This window comes from Actinopolymorpha sp. B17G11 (genome assembly GCF_040196095.1).
Taxonomy (GTDB): domain Bacteria; phylum Actinomycetota; class Actinomycetes; order Propionibacteriales; family Actinopolymorphaceae; genus Thermasporomyces.
Map to the genome: position 1 here is coordinate 1 of NZ_JBEFTW010000010.1, position 14,810 is coordinate 14,810.

The window sequence follows — 14,810 nt, forward strand, 5'->3', positions numbered from 1 at the left end:
CCACGTCGTGTGGCAGGAGACGGCCGGGGTAGTGCCTGACGACTACCCATCACTCAGAGACGTCCAGGCTATGCCGGCCTGGGAGCGGTTGCGCTGCGAGGCCGAAACCGCCATGGGAGTCTTCACTAGCCGCGGCAAGTTGCCGGAGGACCGCGAATCGCCGTGATGGCGGGCTTCCGACGGTCATGGTATCGGGCTCGCGATCATCCGATCATCGGCATGACCACGCGGAACGCGGCATAGAAAGACGTTCTGCGTGTCGATCCGGGGCGTAGGAACGTCCTCCTGATGCGCTTGTCGGGCTTGGTGTCCCATCGCAAACAGGAGGACGTTCATGACCAACGCTAACGGCGTGTCCAGGGGTGATCGGAACCGCAACGCGCGGCTGGCTCGACTACGCGAGCTGGTGCCACTGGAGAACGCGATCGTCGGCATCGACCTGGCCGACAAGAAGCAGATGGTGGTGGTCACCGACCACGACTCGAAAGTGCTGGCCCGGAGGACCTTTCGCTGCCGGGCCTGGGATCTGGGGGTGGCGTTGGACTGGGCGGCCGAGCGCGCTGAGGCGAAGGGGTTCGCCGGGGTCACGGTCTCGTGTGAGCCGACCGGTCACCGGTGGCGGGTGCTGGGCCAGTTGGCCGCGGACCGGTCGATGCCGTTCGTATGCGTGCAGCCGATGCAGACCTCGTGGGCCCGTCGTAGCGAGGACCTGACCTTCGACAAGACCGACGACAAGGACGCGATCCTGATCGCCCGGCTCACCGCCCAGCTGCGCTGCTACGTGCCCGAGCCGGTCGAGGAGACCTGGGGCCGGCTGCGGCACCTGGGTTCCCGCCGGGAGCGGTTGATCGTCGAGGCGGTGGCCCAGGTCCAGCAGATGCGCGACCTTCTCGAATGCGTCTGGCCGGCCGCCCTGCAAGACCGCCCGGCAGCCGTTCCGATCGCGCACCTGGGCCGCCACGATGTCGGTGATCCTGGACCGTGCCGGCGGCGACTTCGCCCGCACCCGCAGGCTCGGCCTGGCCCGGCTGGAGGCCGCGGTGCGTCGGGAAATCATCAAGCGGGGCGGGCAGAAACCCTGCCTGCGGATCGTGCGCAAGCTCTTCGCCGCACTCGCCGATCCGACCGGCGTGCTCGCCCACCGCCGCGGCGCCCTGGAGCGGACCCAGCTGCTGTTGGAGGACTGGGCGGACAACCAGCGAAGGCTGGCCGACACCGAGGCCCGGATGGTCGCGGTCCTCGACGAGCTCGAGCTGACCGAGCTGGCCACCTCGATCGCCGGGATCTCCGCGGTCGGCGCGACCGCGATCCTGGCCGAGACCGGCGACCCGAACCGCTTCCTCACCGCCCGGGCGATGGTCAAGCACGCCGGCCTGGCCCCGCGGGAGAAGCTGTCCGGCACCTACACCGGCCGCACCAAGCTCACCGGCCAGGGCCGACCACGGCTCCGGGTTGCGGCCTGGCGGGCGGTCTGGGGAGCGTTGCAGACCAACACCGTCTACGCCGCGCGCTACCGCCACCTGACCACTCGGGAGACCAACAGGCTCACCCCGACCCAGGCCCAGACCGTGATCGCGGCCGCGATCCTGCGGCACCTGCACGCGGTCATCACCACCGGCGTCGCCTGGGACCCGCTGATCGCGACCCACGGCACACGACACCCCAAGACCACCGACCTCGCCGCCTGAACCTTCCCCGCGGCGGATCAAGCGGACGGTCGGGGCGAGCCCTTCGCGGCATTGAGGCACATCGATGACCTCGACGCTCATCATGGGCAGCCCCGTCCGTCGTCTCCTCAACCCGATTACACGCTGCCGGGCACACCCCCGTCACCGCTATGCAGGGACAGACGACGGACGAGGCGCCGACCAAGCGCTTGACACAAAGCGCCTTACCAGTGTAGGCGAAGCCGACGGTTTTACAGACAACCACCAACCCTCATACCACCAGCGCATTCATGTCTGGCGGCCGGATGTCGCCGCGTATACGCCGCGACATCGAGACTGCGCCGCTTCCGACGGAATCGCCGAGCGCAGGCATGAGTGACCGCGCCGGCCAGGCGACCACCGCGCCGCCCGCATCGGGCTACGTCGACGTGGGCGAGCTCGAATGCCTACGGGCGCTGTTCCTACACCGCGATCCGAATGCCCGCGCATTGAGGGGGCACGCCCACGGGTGAATAGCAGCACAAACGACTGCCGCTGGGTCGAGGCTGCAATCCTCTTACCAAGTCTCAAGACCGATACCCACACGTTCCTCGCCGGCACGGCGTACGACGTAGCGGGCAGCCGTCAGGTCGAGCAGCGCCAGTCCTTGTGACTCGAAGACCGTGATGTCGTTGTCGACTCCACGCCCGGCCGCGTTGCCCACCAGCACCGCGCCGAGCTCGACAACGCCGGACCAGTCGGACAGGCCGGCCAGCAGGTCGCCGCATTCGGCGCGGGCGACATCGAGGCTGTCCACCGCTACCACATCGGCGGTGATGACCGCCTCCGCGTCGAGCTCCTGCTTGTCGGCGTAGTTCGACCCGACCGCGTTGACGTGCGTGCCCGCGCGTAGCCAGGTCCCGTCGAAGACCGGCGTGCGCGCCCCGGTGGCGGTGATCACGACGTCAGCCGCTCGAATGGCGACTTCCGGCTCGCTCGGCGCGACCTCGAGCCCGGTCTCGAGAGCCATCTCAGTACAGAACGTGGCCGTCCGCTCTGGCGAACGCCCGACTACCAGCACACGCTCCAACGACGGGAGTACGCGGGTCGTCGCCAGCACCTGGCCGTGCGCCACCCACCCCGTGCCGAACACCGCGAGCGTACGACTGTCAGGGCGCGCAAGCTGGCGTGTGGCCACCGCGGTCGCGGCGGCGGTACGAATATTGCCGAGCACGTTGGCCCGCAGCAGGGCCGCGAGCTGTCCGGTCGAAAGGTCGAAGAGCTGGAAGGTGAACGCCGATCCCTGCGTGACATCGGTGCGTACGACCGGATAGGTCTTGACGCCCATCACCCCAAGCGTCGGAGCGATCGCACCCATCAGGTTGAGCACCGCTGCGTCGCGGGAAACCCGCTGTCGTACGCCATTCTCGGCAGCGCCGGTACCAAGAAGCCGGAACGCCTCCTCGCTGGTGGCGACTGCAGCGTCGAGACTGAGTAAGTTCCCGACGTCCTCGTCGGTGAGCAGCAGGACCACCGGGCTACCCCTCGGTGTCGTCGGCGCCGGCCGGTCCGGCATCCGCCGACAGGGCGGAGTCCGTTGCCGTACCGGTGCGCGGGACCGCCCGCTGGGCGACGAGACGGCCTGACGTCGGCTGGAGCTGATCGCCGAACCCCCCGCTCCGCCGGCTCATCTCAAGCACCCTGCCGATTCGCCCGGCCGCCTCGACCACGTGTTCGGCCAGGGAAGGGATCAGGTCCTCGGTGACGCGATACGTCGGCCCACCGATCCAGATGGCGTACGGCACCGCGTTGCCGACGTGCACCGGTGCCGCGACGGCGGCCGCACCTTCCTCCAACTCGTTGTAGGCATAGGCGTAGCCCCGTTCGCGAATCCCGGCCAGCTCAGCGAGGAATGCGTCGAAGTCGCGGAATCTCGGCGACGGCTGGCGTTCGAGGTCGGCGGTGAACTCCTCCCGGACGCTCTCTGGATCCTGCCAGGCGAGTAACGCCTTTCCCGTCGACGTACGCCACGCGGGAAGCATCCGCGGGACCGGGCTCATGCCGTGGCTGATCAGGAACGGCCCCTGCACCTGTGCGACCACCATCACCGACGGAGGCATCAACTGGTCGAGCCCGGCCGTCTCCTGCGTCTTCTCGGCGAGGTCGCGGAGAACGCTCTGGGCATGTCCGTACGCCGACTCCTGGTCGAGCAGGCCCCCGAGCAGGAACAGCAGGCCGAGTGAGACCCGGAACCGCCGACTGTCGGGATCAGAGGTCAGCCACCCTTCGCGTTCGAGGATGGTCAGGATGCGGTGACTGGTCGCCTTGGGTATACCCGACGCCCGCGCCACGTCGGACAGGCCGATGCCTTCTGGGCGCGCGGCGACCGCCCGCAGGATCCAGATGGTCTTCTGTACCAGCCCGATGTCACTCATGCCGTGGTCTCCATGGCAGTCATGCTAGGCGCCTGAGTGGGTTGTTCTGACCGCGCCGTGTCGACAAGGTGCCGGTAGATGCGCGCGATCGACCGGCGCTGCAGGCTTTCCACGATGTCGTCCGGATAGCCGACGTACGACGGTGTGGTCACGTGGATCCGGTCCTCGAACCGGATCGTGTCGGCTGCCTCCTCCTCCGTCACCCCCGACTCCACTGCCGCGCGCACCTGGCCGACCAGATCGTGCGCCTTCGCCTCGAACCCCGTCACCGTGTCCTTGTCGCAGACCTCGCCATGGCCGGGTACGAGCACGTCGAAGTCGAGCTCGGCGATGCGCCGGATGCTGGCCAGCCACTCATCGACGTACGCCTCCTGGAACGACGGGAGGCTCGCCTCGCACACGTTGTCACCGGAGAAGAAGATCCGCTGTTCGGGGAGCAGGATCCCGATCGTGTTGGGTGTGTGCCCACTCAGCCGGATGAGCCGTAGGTGGACCTCGCCCACATAGAGATCCATCTCGTCGGAGAATGTGATCTCCGGCAGCCGGAGCGCATGACTCTTCAGCAGAGGAAGGCCGCCCGGGTCGATGAGCGCGATGAGATCACGGACGTACGCAGGATCCGGGAAGTCGTGCTGCATCCCATGCCGGGTGAGCTCGTGTGCGACGACCGTGCCTGGCAGGAAGTATCCGCCCATCGTGTGGTCGATGTGATGGTCGGTGTGGAGGAGGTACCTGGTCGGGCCAAGTTCGTCCACGAAGGCGCGCCACCGCATCGCGTCGGTTGGCTTGTGCGGCGCATCGATGAGGACGTTGCCCTCAGCCGTCGTGATCACGGCGTTGTTCGACCCGAGGTTCCCGAGCTCGACGTGGATGTTCTCGGCGATCTTCTGCATCAATGGCTCCCTCAGAGATAGAGCTCGGGTCGGCGGTCCCGCAGGAAGGGGCGTTCCATCGCACGCTTGCTGGCCAACGCGCCCGGGTCGATGACGGCCTGGACGAGCTCACCGTCGCCGCTGTCGCTGCTCTCGGCGAGTGTCTCGCCGTCGGGGCCGTAGATCGCGCTGCCGCCGAAGTATTCCTTCGGGCCTTCCGGGCCGATCCGGTTGGCGGAGACGACGTACATGCAGTTGAAGACCGCGTGGGCGCGGAGTTCGATCTCGAAGATCGACCGTGAGTACGCGGTCGCCGAGGCGATCGGCACGCAGAGCAGGCTGGCGCCATCCAGCGCGACCCGCCGCGCCATCTCGGGAAAGTGACGTTCGTAGCAGATGATGGTGCCGATCCTCATCCCATCGACTTCGACGGCGGACGGCGGTTCATCGCCCGGGCGGAAGTAGAACTTCTCCGGAAACGCATCGGAAAACGGTAGGTGTGACTTGCGGTAGACCGAGACCAGCCCGCCGGCGACGAAGGTGCAGGCCGTGTTGTGGTAGACGCCCGAAGTCTTGCTGGTTTCGAAAATCGACGACACGATCGTCATGCCGTGCTCGCGGGACTTCGCGGCCACATGGGTGTTGCTCGGGCCTTCGAGCCGTTCGGCGTAGGAAAAGAACTCGGGATCGGCCGGCACACCCTGCACGAATGGCACGGCGAACAGTTCCGGAAGCACGGCGACATTGACACCCGCAGCTGCCGCCTCGTCGAGCAGGTCGCCGACCCGCTCGAGATTGGCCTGCCGATCATCGGACGGGTGGTACTGCACGGCCGCCACACGCATATCTTTACTCCTCACGCGAATGTCTTGGCGAGGGCCTGCACGGTCTCGAGCTTCTTGCCAAGGGGGTTGAGCACCGGAACCCTGATGCCCGCGGCGTGGAATGCCTCGATCGTCTCCGCAGCCTGGCTGGTGGTGCCACAGGCACTGACCCGGCGAACCAGTTCGTCGGGGACGAGCACCATGGCCCGCTTGATGTCCTCCGGTTCCGCCGGCCACCCGGCGATCTCCTGGATACGCTGGACGAGCCCCGGCTCCACACCACAGTGTTTGGCGATATGCGGCTGCTGCATGAGATAGAGCGTCAAGAACGCCTTGCAGTGGTCGAGAGCCTCCTGCGGATCCGCATCGTCGACACTGCACGCGATGATCTGGGTCAGGTCGAAGTCGTCCCTCGGCTTCGGCCGTTTCGCCAGCCCGCGGTTGATTGCCGGGATCGCCTCGTCAAGGTAGGAAACCGGCAGCAGGAAGTCCAGGTAGACGCCGTCGGCGATCTCGCCGGACAGCTCCAGCATTTTCATGCCGACCGGCCCGGTGTAGACCGGCACCGGCACCGGCTTGTTCTCGGCGTACATCCGGTCAAAACGCACGCCGTCCATCTGCACGAACTCACCATCGAACGTGACGACCTCGTTCGCGAAGAACGTTTTCACCACGGTGATGTACTCGCGCATCGTCTTGAGTGGTTTCCGCAACGGAAGCCCGACTTTGCTGGCCAGCGGCTCCCACCACGCTCCGATGCCGAGGACGATCCTGCCGGGTGCGAATTCGTCCAGAGTCTTGAACGTCACCGCCATCAATGCGGCGTTCCGGCTCTTGTTGTTTACCACGCCGGAGCCGATCCGAATCCGCTTCGTGCGGTTGGTTAGCAGGGTCATGAGGGTGACGGCGTCGCGGGTGATCCGGCCTTCTGCGACCCAGAGCGAGTCCAGTCCCGCATCGTCGGCGAAGTCCGCGACCGCCCATGTCTCGTCGAGGGTGAAGCGCTCACCGAGATGAACGCCGAGAGGAATACGCATCGGTCCTCCTGTGCAACCTAATGAACCGTGATATCCGGGGCAGAGCGGGCGAGGTAACGGCCGCGCCCGGGCTTGGCGTGGAGTTCTCCGTCGGAGACGACGATGTCACCGCGGGACAGGACATGAACGGGTCGCCCGGAGACCACCATGCCTTCGTAGAGGTTGTAGTCGGCCCGCGTGTGGTGCGTGGCCGCGGAGATGACGTGCGCCGCCGCGGGGTCCCAGACGACGATGTCCGCGTCGGAACCGGGCGTCAAGCTCCCTTTGCGGGGATACAGCCCGAACAGCTTGGCCGGCCGGGTGGCGGTCAGGTCGACAAAGCGGTGCGCGTCGAACCGCCCACCCACCACCCCCGCCTCCCACATGACCATCAGCCGGTCCTCGAGCCCGGGCACCCCGTTGGGCACCTTGGGGAAGAAGCCGCGTCCCTGCGGCTTCTGTGGCGGCAGATCGTCGGGCTGGCTGAGGGTGAAAGCCGCGTGGTCCGTCCCGATCGTGGAGATCGCGCCGGTCTGCACAGCGTGCCAGAGGTATTGCTGGTTAGCGCGTTCACGGATCGGTGGCGAGCAGACGTACGCCGCCGCCTCGAATCCGAGCTCAGCATAATCCTCGAGACTGGTCAGCAGATACTGCGGGCAGGTTTCAGCGAAGACCGGGACGTCGCGGGACTGGTGGTGGGCGATCTCACCAGCCGCAAGCCGCGACGAAACATGGACGACGAACAGCGGACTTCCTACGGCCTCGGCGAACGTCACCGCGCGATGCACGGCCTCTCGCTCCGCGACGTGCGGATGGGCAGCATGGTGAAAGTGCTCGGCGGTCTGGCTGTCGCCAAGCAGCCGATGGGTAGCATCCGCGATGAGCGCGCCGTTTTCCGCATGGACCAAGGGGAGTACGCCTTCCTCGGCACACCGGCGAAAGCCCTCGATCAGCCCGCCGTCGTCGACCATCGTGCCCGGGTAGGCCATGAAGAACTTCCAGCTCGTCGCGCCTTCGCGCGCGAGCCGCGCCAACTCGTCGAAGACCTTGTCACCGACCGTGGGCGGGACAATGGGGTGAAACCCGAAGTCCACCACGCATTGCGCGGACGCCGACTCGAGCCGGCGCTGGTAGGACTCGTAGATCCCCAAGCCCTGTTGGCAGCGCACGAAGTCGACAATGGTCGTCGTACCACCGAACGCCGCCGACACGGTGCCGGAGTAGAAGTCGTCGGCCGTACGCGTGAGACCGTTGGCGCTCATGTGTTCGAGGTGGGTGTGGGTGTCGACACCGCCGGGGAACACCAGGCATCCGGCGGCGTCGACGATCCGGTTGACCGCCCAGCTGGTGCCGTCGCCGATCGCACTGATCCGCTCGCCGGACACGAGAATGTCGGCGCGGAAGCGATCGCTCGCGGTCACGATCTCGCCGCCCTGGATCAGCGTCCTGCGGGGGCTCCTGGTCATGGAACGGTTGCCTTGTCTGCAAGGCTGAGAGCGTCGTCGAGCACCTGAATACCCTCGTCGATCTCGGCCGCAGAGATGATCAGCGGCGGCGCCAGCCGGACCACGTTGTCGTGAGCGCCGAAGTGCACGCCCTTGGCTTTTGCCGCGGCGACGACCTGCGCTACCGGTGCGGCCGCGGTGCCCTTTGCGTGGAAGGGCGCGAGCGGCTCCCGTGTCTCGCGGTTGCGGACGAGCTCGATCCCCCACATCAGACCCATGCCACGGATGTCACCGATACTGCGGTGGCGGGCGGCGAGCTCGTGCAGCCGCCGCTCGAGCAGAAGCCCCTGCGCGGCGGCGTTCTCGACGACCTTCTCGTCGCGCATGATCTCGATGGACGCGACTCCACTCGCGCACGCGAGCGGATGACCGCTGTAAGTGAGGCCGCCGGAGAACGTGTGATCGCGCAGCCAGTCGCGGATCGGCTCTGACACGATCATCGCGCCCAAGGGAACGTAACCAGAGTTGAGTCCCTTGGCAACGCTCACAATGTCGGGCACGACATCCCAATGCTCACAGGCGAACCAGCGGCCGAGCCGGCCGAAACCGACCATCACCTCGTCGAGGATGAGTAGGATGCCGTGCCGGTCGCAGACCTCGCGGATCGAACGCAAATAGCCGTCCGGGGGGACGATCGGTCCGTTCGTACCGGTGACAGTCTCGAGCAACACGGCCGCCACCGTCTCCGGACCTTCGTACTGGAGGATCTCCTCCAGGTGCGGCCCACCCGCACACACCGGGCAGGGATTGGGATGACCCGCCGGACAACGGTAGGTGTAGGGGTCGAGCATCCGGACCACTCCGGGCATGCCCGGCTCGGCCGGCCACCGCCTGGGTTCACCGGACAGCGTGATCGCACCCGCGCTCGCTCCGTGGTACGACCGGTAGCGGGTGATGATCTTGTGCTTGCCCGTGTAGTGCCGGGCGAGTTTGATGGCGTTCTCGTTGGCAGCGGCCCCACCGGTCGTGAAGAACGACGCGGTGAGGTTGCCGGGCGCGAGCTCGGCGAGCTGCAGGGCGAGCCGGCTGCGGGCTTCGTTGGCGAGGTTCGGGCCGATGTAGCAGAGCTGATCCGCCTGCTGCTTGATCGCGTCGACCAGTCGGGGGTGCTGGTAGCCGAGGTTGAGGTTGACCAGCTGGGACATGAAGTCGAGGTGCCGCCGCCCAGACGCGTCGACGAAGTGGCACCCTTCGCCCCCGACTACGACGAGCGGATCGGGCCCGGACTGCTTCGACCACGATGTGAGCACGTGGTTGCGTTGGGCCTTCGCCACCCAGGCAAGAGAGTCCGAGGCGTCGGCCATGCCCGGCACTGCGCGCAGGGTCACTGCTTGACCTCGGCGCCGAACGCCGCCAGCCGGGCCAGCGGTCGGCCGCCGTTGGCGGCGGCGCACAGGACGAGAATCTCCCGCGGCAGCGGCGCGTCCTCGATCCGGAATGTCACCGTCTGGTGGTGCGATCGGGTCTTGGCGTCGAGCTTGTGCTTGAGCGGTACGTCGATGGGGGCGCCGGGCAGGCCGACCTTTTCCGCGGCGGGCAGCAGCTCCGTGCCCTGGGCCGCGGTGCGGAAGACGTTGCCGAACCTCAGGTTGTGGATCAGGGCCGAGCCGTGTTCGAGCTCACCCTCCATCCCGACGAGGGCGGCCTTCCCGTACGCCTCGACGATCGACCCGTCACCGCCCAGCAGGTCGACACAGGCCGGACCGACCAGCCCGCCGAGCTCGGCTCCGACGGCATCGGCTGTCGACACGACGTCCTCGACATAACCCGCTGGGAACGGATTAGCGATCACCACGCCAACGATGGCGATGCGACGCGCCTTCTGCAGCGGTCGTCCGTACTCCCGACGGACGTCCACAATTTGGGACACGATCTTGCGTACTTCGAGTGACACAGCCGAACAACCCCTCTTGGTCCACTCAGTAAGCCACTGGTCTAGGAAGTTACCGAGCGATTATTGCGCCTGTGTTTCGCTGAGTCGACCCTTGGCCCACTGACTGACCCGAAGAAGTCACATGGAGTCCTTGCGTCGAGTCCGGGTGGGGCCTTACCGTCATTCGTCATTCGTATCCTGAATCCGGCGTCGGACGACCTCCGGTCCGGACAGGGGAGAGCTAGATGAGCCGGTCGAGAAGTGAGGCGTGGATGTCCCTGAGGGAGCTCGTGGTCGGAGAGCTTGAGCGGCGAATCGTCGACGGAACGTATCCGCTCGACGCCAAGCTGCCGACCGAACCCGAGCTCGCCGAGGAGTTCTCGACCAGCCGCACCACCATCCGTGCGGCGGTCGGCAACCTCGAGGCGAGGGGACTCGTCAGCCGCGAACAGGGGCGCGGCACCTTCGTCCGCAGTACCGGCCAGGTGAGCATCAACATGCTCCTCGAAGCGAACCTCTCCGTGACGACCGTGATCCGGTCGGCGGGGATGGAGCCGGGCACAACCGACCTCGCCGCCGCCACGATCCCCGCGCCACCTGCGGTTGCATCCGCCCTACGGATCGCGCCTCGTACGCCCGTGATCGTCATCCACCGCACCAGGACCGCGAACGACCTACCGGTTGCCCACAGTGCGGACTACCTCGTCAAGGCCGCAGGCCTCACCGATGAGCCGTCGCAGTACCAGACATCGGTGTACGACCTCCTCGAACGGGTCCATCGGGAGCCGGTCGCGAGCGGTCTGGCCCGCATCGAGCCTGCGCAGGCCGACAACCACCTGGCCGGCAAGCTCGAGGTCAAAGAGGGCGCGTTGCTCCTGGTACTCAGCCAGGTGCACGAACTCTCCGGCGGCGCCCCCGTCATGTACTCCGTCGTCTCGCTGCGCAGCGACGCGCTTCACCTCTACGTCCATCGCGGGCCCGCGCTCACCGAGCTACGCGACCTCCCCGCAACTCCCTTCGAGCCCGCATAGGCCTGCGGCGATCGAGCGGCGCCGCTCGACGCGTGTCCCCGTTCCTCCCCGGTCCGCACGAACATCCGGACCGCACGAACTCACGGTCGGTACGAACACCCGGTCCGTACGACCACTCCTTGTCCCTGGAGGTCACGTCATGGTTTCCCAACCCGTTGCCCGGACGTCGCGTCCGGCGAGCGGGCCGACCCTGCCGATGACGTACGTCATCACGCTCGTGCCGGTCTGCGCCGCCCTCAACATCGTCGGGTCCTACATCCACAAAGCCCTCAACCTGCCGGTCTACCTCGACATGATCGGCACCGCGATCGCCGCGATGGTGCTCGGTCCGTGGTGGGGCGCGCTCGTCGGCGTCATCACCAACACCGGCTCGTCGTTGCTGAGCGGGCCGACCGTCCTTCCGTTCGCGTTGGTCAACGTCGTCGGCGCGCTGTTGTGGGGGTACGGAGTGCGCTCGTGGAAGCTGGGATCGACCTTCCCGCGCTTCTTCCTGCTCAACATCATCGTTGCGCTCGCCTGCACCTTGGTCGCCGCGCCCATCATCGTCCTGGTCTTCGGCGGTGCCACAGGTGTCGCCTCCGACGCGCTGACGGCGACCTTCGTCGCGATGGGAAGCAACCTGTTCACGTCGGTCTTCTCCAGCAACATCCTCACGTCCCTTGCCGACAAGATCATCGGTGGTTTCGTCGCCCTCGCGGTCATCGAGGCACTGCCCGCGAACCTCACCTCCCGCGTCAACCTGATCAAGGCGACGGGAATGCAGACGATCCTGTACGCAACCACCGGCATCGTCGTCGGCGTCGCGTTCGTCATCTTCTTCCTGCTCCTCAACTAAGGACCATCACCGACGTCGCGGGGCCGGTGTGGCCCGGCCACCGGCCCCGCGACCACCACGGACCAGGCAGCACACGACCGAACGAAGTGAGGTCATGAATCCACACAGAACCGAGCCGATCATCTCCTTCGCCGGCGTTTCCTTTACGTACGCCGGAAGCGAGACGCCAGCCCTGCGCGATGTCGATCTCGAGATCGCCGAAGGTGAGTACGTCGCTCTGCTCGGTCGTGGCGGCGCGGGCAAGACCACGCTCGGCCTGTGCATCAACGGCGTGGTCCCGCACATGCTCGGAGGTGACCTGACCGGCGAGGTCCGGGTCGCCGGTCTCGAGGTCGCGGACTACGCCGTTCGGGAAATGTCCAAGATCGTCGGGATCGTTTTCGACAACCCGGAGTTCCAGATGAGCCAGCTCACCGCGGCCGAGGAGGTTGCTCTGGGCCTGGAGAACACTGGTACTCCGCACGACGAGATGATGCGGGCAATTCCCGAGGAGCTTCGGCTGGTCGGACTGGAGGGCATGGAGGATCGGCCGCCACTCGGCCTGTCCGGAGGGCAACAGCAGCGCCTGGCGATCGCCGCCGTCCTGGCGATGAAGCCGCGCGTGCTCGTGCTCGACGAGCCGACGTCCAACCTCGACCCGGTAGGCAAGGAGGACGTGTTCGACATCGCGGGCCGGCTCAATCGTGACCAGGGCATGACGGTGGTGATCGCCGAGCACGAGGTCGAGGTGATGGCGGAATATGCCGACCGGATCGTCGTCCTCGACCAGGGACGGGTGGTTCTCAACGGCTCGCCGCATGAGATTCTGCCGCAGGTGGAACTGTTGGACGGCCTCGACCTGCGACCTCCCCAGGTGACGAGAGCAGCGCAGGTTCTCCGCGACGAGCATCACCTGTGGAACGGTTCCCTTCCGGTGCTGACCGAGGAGGCCGTCGGCGGAATCGAGAGGGTCCTGGGAGGTTCCACGTGACCGATCACCCGGACCAGGCGGCCGTCCTCGTCGACAATGTGTCGTACGTCTACCCGACAGGCGGAGTGGTCGCACTCACCGGCATCAACCTCCGCATCGGCCCTGGCGAGATCGTCGGCCTGGTGGGCCAGAACGGCTCAGGCAAGACGACGTTGACGAAGCTCTTCAACGGCCTCCTCAAGCCCACCAGCGGTCGGGTCGTCGTCCACGGCATCGACACCGCGCGGAAGTCGGTCCAGGAGATGGCAACGCACGTCGGCTATGTGTTCCAGAACCCCAACCATCAGCTGTTCGCCCGAACTGTCCAGCAGGAGCTGGAGTTCGGGCCGCGCAACCTCGGGTTGACGGTCGACGAGATCGCCGGCCGGGTGGCTCAGGCCGTGGAGTTCTTCGGCCTTTCCGAGGTCCTTGACGTCCATCCGTATCGGCTGAGCTTCCCGCTCCGCAAGCTCGTTGGCATCGCGTCCATCTCAGCGATGCGCCCACCCATGCTGGTGCTTGACGAACCGTCGACAGGTCAGGACCACCGGACGACCCGGATGATCAACACCCTGCTTCGCCGGCTCGGTGAGCAGGGGACGACACTCGTGTGCGTCTCCCACGACATGCCGTTGCTCGCGGATGTCGTCGAGCGCGTGGTCGTCATGCGCGACACAGAGATCATCGCGGATGCGAGCCCGCGGGAGATCTTCGCCGACAATGCGTTGATGGCGCGTACCAACCTGCATGCACCGCAGGCCACGCGGGTCGGACTTAGGACGGTGGCGCGAGACGGTGGTCCGGTCCCTCTCACGCCGGAGGAACTGGCGGCCGCGGTCGCCGAACGGCACCGCGCTACCGTCTCCGCGGCGGGTCCCGGGCCCGCACCCTCCGTCGCGCCGCCGTACGACACAAATGGAAGGAGGTCACATGTCCACCTCGGCCGCACTGCCGATCTCGATGGTGCCGGGTGAGTCGTTCCTGCACCGGCTCAACCCGCTGGCCAAGATCGTGTGGGTGGTGGGCTACCTCGCGATCGCGTTCTCGGCCCGCAACCCGCTCCTGCTGTTTGCCATGGCGGCGTTCGGGCTGCTCCTCGTGTTGTCGGCGGGGCTGATCCGCCGGGTCGGCAAGGCATTGCTCGTGCTCCTGCCGGTCGGCTCGTCGCTGATCTGCCTGCAGGCGATCGCTCCCACTGCGACCGGCGGTCTGTCGGTGATCGGTGCGTTCGGTCCCTTCACTCTCTACCAGGAAGGGATATACAACGGTCTGGTCCTGCTCGGTCGGGTAGTGAGTGTGTTGATCGTCTCGCTGGCCATGGTGATGACGACCCATCCGAGCGACCTTTTCACCGTGCTTGCAAGGCTCCGTGTTCCCTATGCGTTCAACTTCATGGTGTCGATGACGCTGCAACTGATTCCGGTGCTCCAGCGCGAGTTCGGCATCATCATGAGCGCGCAGCGGTCCCGCGGTATGCGAGCCCGTGGATTCGGTGCCGTACTGCCGAGCTTCGTGCCGGTCTTCGTTGGCGCGATCGAACGCGTCCAACAGCTGTCGATCTCGTTGGAGTCGAGGGGGTTCGGCGCCGTCGGCCAGCGCACCAGCTATCGCCAGGTGAGTACCGGTCCGCGCGACTGGGCGGTCGGGGCGTTGGGAGCGGCGGCCACCGTCGGCGGCCTGGTCGCGATCCTGCTGAACGGACGGCTGGACGCGAGCCATGACCTGGTATTCCCCGCAGCCTTCGCTGTGACGCTTGTGGGCGTAGCGGCGGTGGTCTTCCTGAGCCTCATCACGTTCACGCTGGTTCTGTCGTTCCGTCGTTGA

General features: G+C 66.6%; 14 protein-coding genes and 1 pseudogene. 7 read left to right on the forward strand and 8 right to left on the reverse strand.

Translation table 11 applies throughout. The features are described from left to right. Window positions 1-457: 457 nt before the first annotated feature. Together ABN028_RS35350 and ABN028_RS12810 are read left to right on the forward strand one after the other, a co-directional pair. Window positions 458-847, forward strand: a pseudogene (locus ABN028_RS35350) (IS110 family transposase); the annotation flags it as partial. A 121-nt stretch (window positions 848-968) separates the two neighbouring features. Continuing rightward, the gene (locus ABN028_RS12810) at window positions 969-1,688 is read left to right on the forward strand and encodes a transposase (RefSeq protein WP_349696745.1); all 720 of its coding nucleotides are present in this window, start codon (window positions 969-971) and stop codon (window positions 1,686-1,688) included. Between the two features lie 535 nt (window positions 1,689-2,223). Here ABN028_RS12810 and ABN028_RS12815 read toward each other — a convergent pair. The 8 genes from ABN028_RS12815 to ABN028_RS12850 are packed head-to-tail and all read right to left on the reverse strand — an operon-like array spanning window position 2,224 to window position 10,192. Next, window positions 2,224-3,222 carry an ornithine cyclodeaminase family protein gene (locus ABN028_RS12815; protein WP_349696746.1) on the reverse strand — a complete coding sequence of 333 codons (999 nt, stop codon included), beginning with the start codon at window positions 3,220-3,222 and terminating at the stop codon, window positions 2,224-2,226. Further along, complete coding sequence (locus ABN028_RS12820) at window positions 3,185-4,081, reverse strand: IclR family transcriptional regulator (RefSeq protein ID WP_349696747.1); 897 nt, start codon at window positions 4,079-4,081, stop codon at window positions 3,185-3,187. The genes ABN028_RS12815 and ABN028_RS12820 overlap by 38 nt, the downstream gene beginning before the upstream one ends. Beyond that, on the reverse strand, window positions 4,078-4,974 hold the full coding sequence (locus ABN028_RS12825) for an MBL fold metallo-hydrolase (protein ID WP_349696748.1): 897 nt from the start codon (window positions 4,972-4,974) through the stop codon (window positions 4,078-4,080). The genes ABN028_RS12820 and ABN028_RS12825 overlap by 4 nt, the downstream gene beginning before the upstream one ends. A gap of 11 nt (window positions 4,975-4,985) precedes the next feature. Beyond that, window positions 4,986-5,798 (reverse strand): carbon-nitrogen hydrolase family protein, encoded by an 813-nt coding sequence (locus ABN028_RS12830; RefSeq protein ID WP_349696749.1) that lies wholly within the window; start codon window positions 5,796-5,798, stop codon window positions 4,986-4,988. Between the two features lie 11 nt (window positions 5,799-5,809). Continuing rightward, window positions 5,810-6,814 carry an LLM class flavin-dependent oxidoreductase gene (locus ABN028_RS12835; protein ID WP_349696750.1) on the reverse strand — a complete coding sequence of 335 codons (1,005 nt, stop codon included), beginning with the start codon at window positions 6,812-6,814 and terminating at the stop codon, window positions 5,810-5,812. A gap of 17 nt (window positions 6,815-6,831) precedes the next feature. Then, complete coding sequence (gene hydA / locus ABN028_RS12840; RefSeq protein WP_349696751.1) at window positions 6,832-8,259, reverse strand: dihydropyrimidinase; 1,428 nt, start codon at window positions 8,257-8,259, stop codon at window positions 6,832-6,834. Further along, window positions 8,256-9,626 carry an aminotransferase class III-fold pyridoxal phosphate-dependent enzyme gene (locus ABN028_RS12845; RefSeq protein WP_349696752.1) on the reverse strand — a complete coding sequence of 457 codons (1,371 nt, stop codon included), beginning with the start codon at window positions 9,624-9,626 and terminating at the stop codon, window positions 8,256-8,258. The genes hydA and ABN028_RS12845 overlap by 4 nt, the downstream gene beginning before the upstream one ends. Beyond that, window positions 9,623-10,192: an amino acid synthesis family protein gene (locus tag ABN028_RS12850; RefSeq protein WP_349696753.1), complete on the reverse strand. Its 570-nt coding sequence runs from the start codon at window positions 10,190-10,192 to the stop codon at window positions 9,623-9,625. The genes ABN028_RS12845 and ABN028_RS12850 overlap by 4 nt, the downstream gene beginning before the upstream one ends. Window positions 10,193-10,416: 224 nt before the next feature. Here ABN028_RS12850 and ABN028_RS12855 point away from each other — a divergent pair, with 224 nt between their 5' ends. The 5 genes from ABN028_RS12855 to ABN028_RS12875 all read left to right on the forward strand — a co-directional run bounded on the left by ABN028_RS12855 (window position 10,417) and on the right by ABN028_RS12875 (window position 14,810). Continuing rightward, complete coding sequence (locus tag ABN028_RS12855) at window positions 10,417-11,202, forward strand: GntR family transcriptional regulator (RefSeq protein ID WP_349696754.1); 786 nt, start codon at window positions 10,417-10,419, stop codon at window positions 11,200-11,202. Window positions 11,203-11,341: 139 nt separating this feature from the next. Then, window positions 11,342-12,037, forward strand: a complete 696-nt coding sequence (locus ABN028_RS12860; RefSeq protein ID WP_349696755.1) for an ECF transporter S component — start codon at window positions 11,342-11,344, stop codon at window positions 12,035-12,037. A 94-nt stretch (window positions 12,038-12,131) separates the two neighbouring features. Next, on the forward strand, window positions 12,132-13,007 hold the full coding sequence (locus tag ABN028_RS12865; RefSeq protein ID WP_349696756.1) for an energy-coupling factor ABC transporter ATP-binding protein: 876 nt from the start codon (window positions 12,132-12,134) through the stop codon (window positions 13,005-13,007). Then, window positions 13,004-13,960 carry an energy-coupling factor ABC transporter ATP-binding protein gene (locus ABN028_RS12870; RefSeq protein WP_349696757.1) on the forward strand — a complete coding sequence of 319 codons (957 nt, stop codon included), beginning with the start codon at window positions 13,004-13,006 and terminating at the stop codon, window positions 13,958-13,960. Before ABN028_RS12865 ends, ABN028_RS12870 begins: the two co-directional genes overlap by 4 nt. Beyond that, on the forward strand, window positions 13,917-14,810 hold the full coding sequence (locus tag ABN028_RS12875) for an energy-coupling factor transporter transmembrane component T family protein (protein WP_349696758.1): 894 nt from the start codon (window positions 13,917-13,919) through the stop codon (window positions 14,808-14,810). The genes ABN028_RS12870 and ABN028_RS12875 overlap by 44 nt, the downstream gene beginning before the upstream one ends.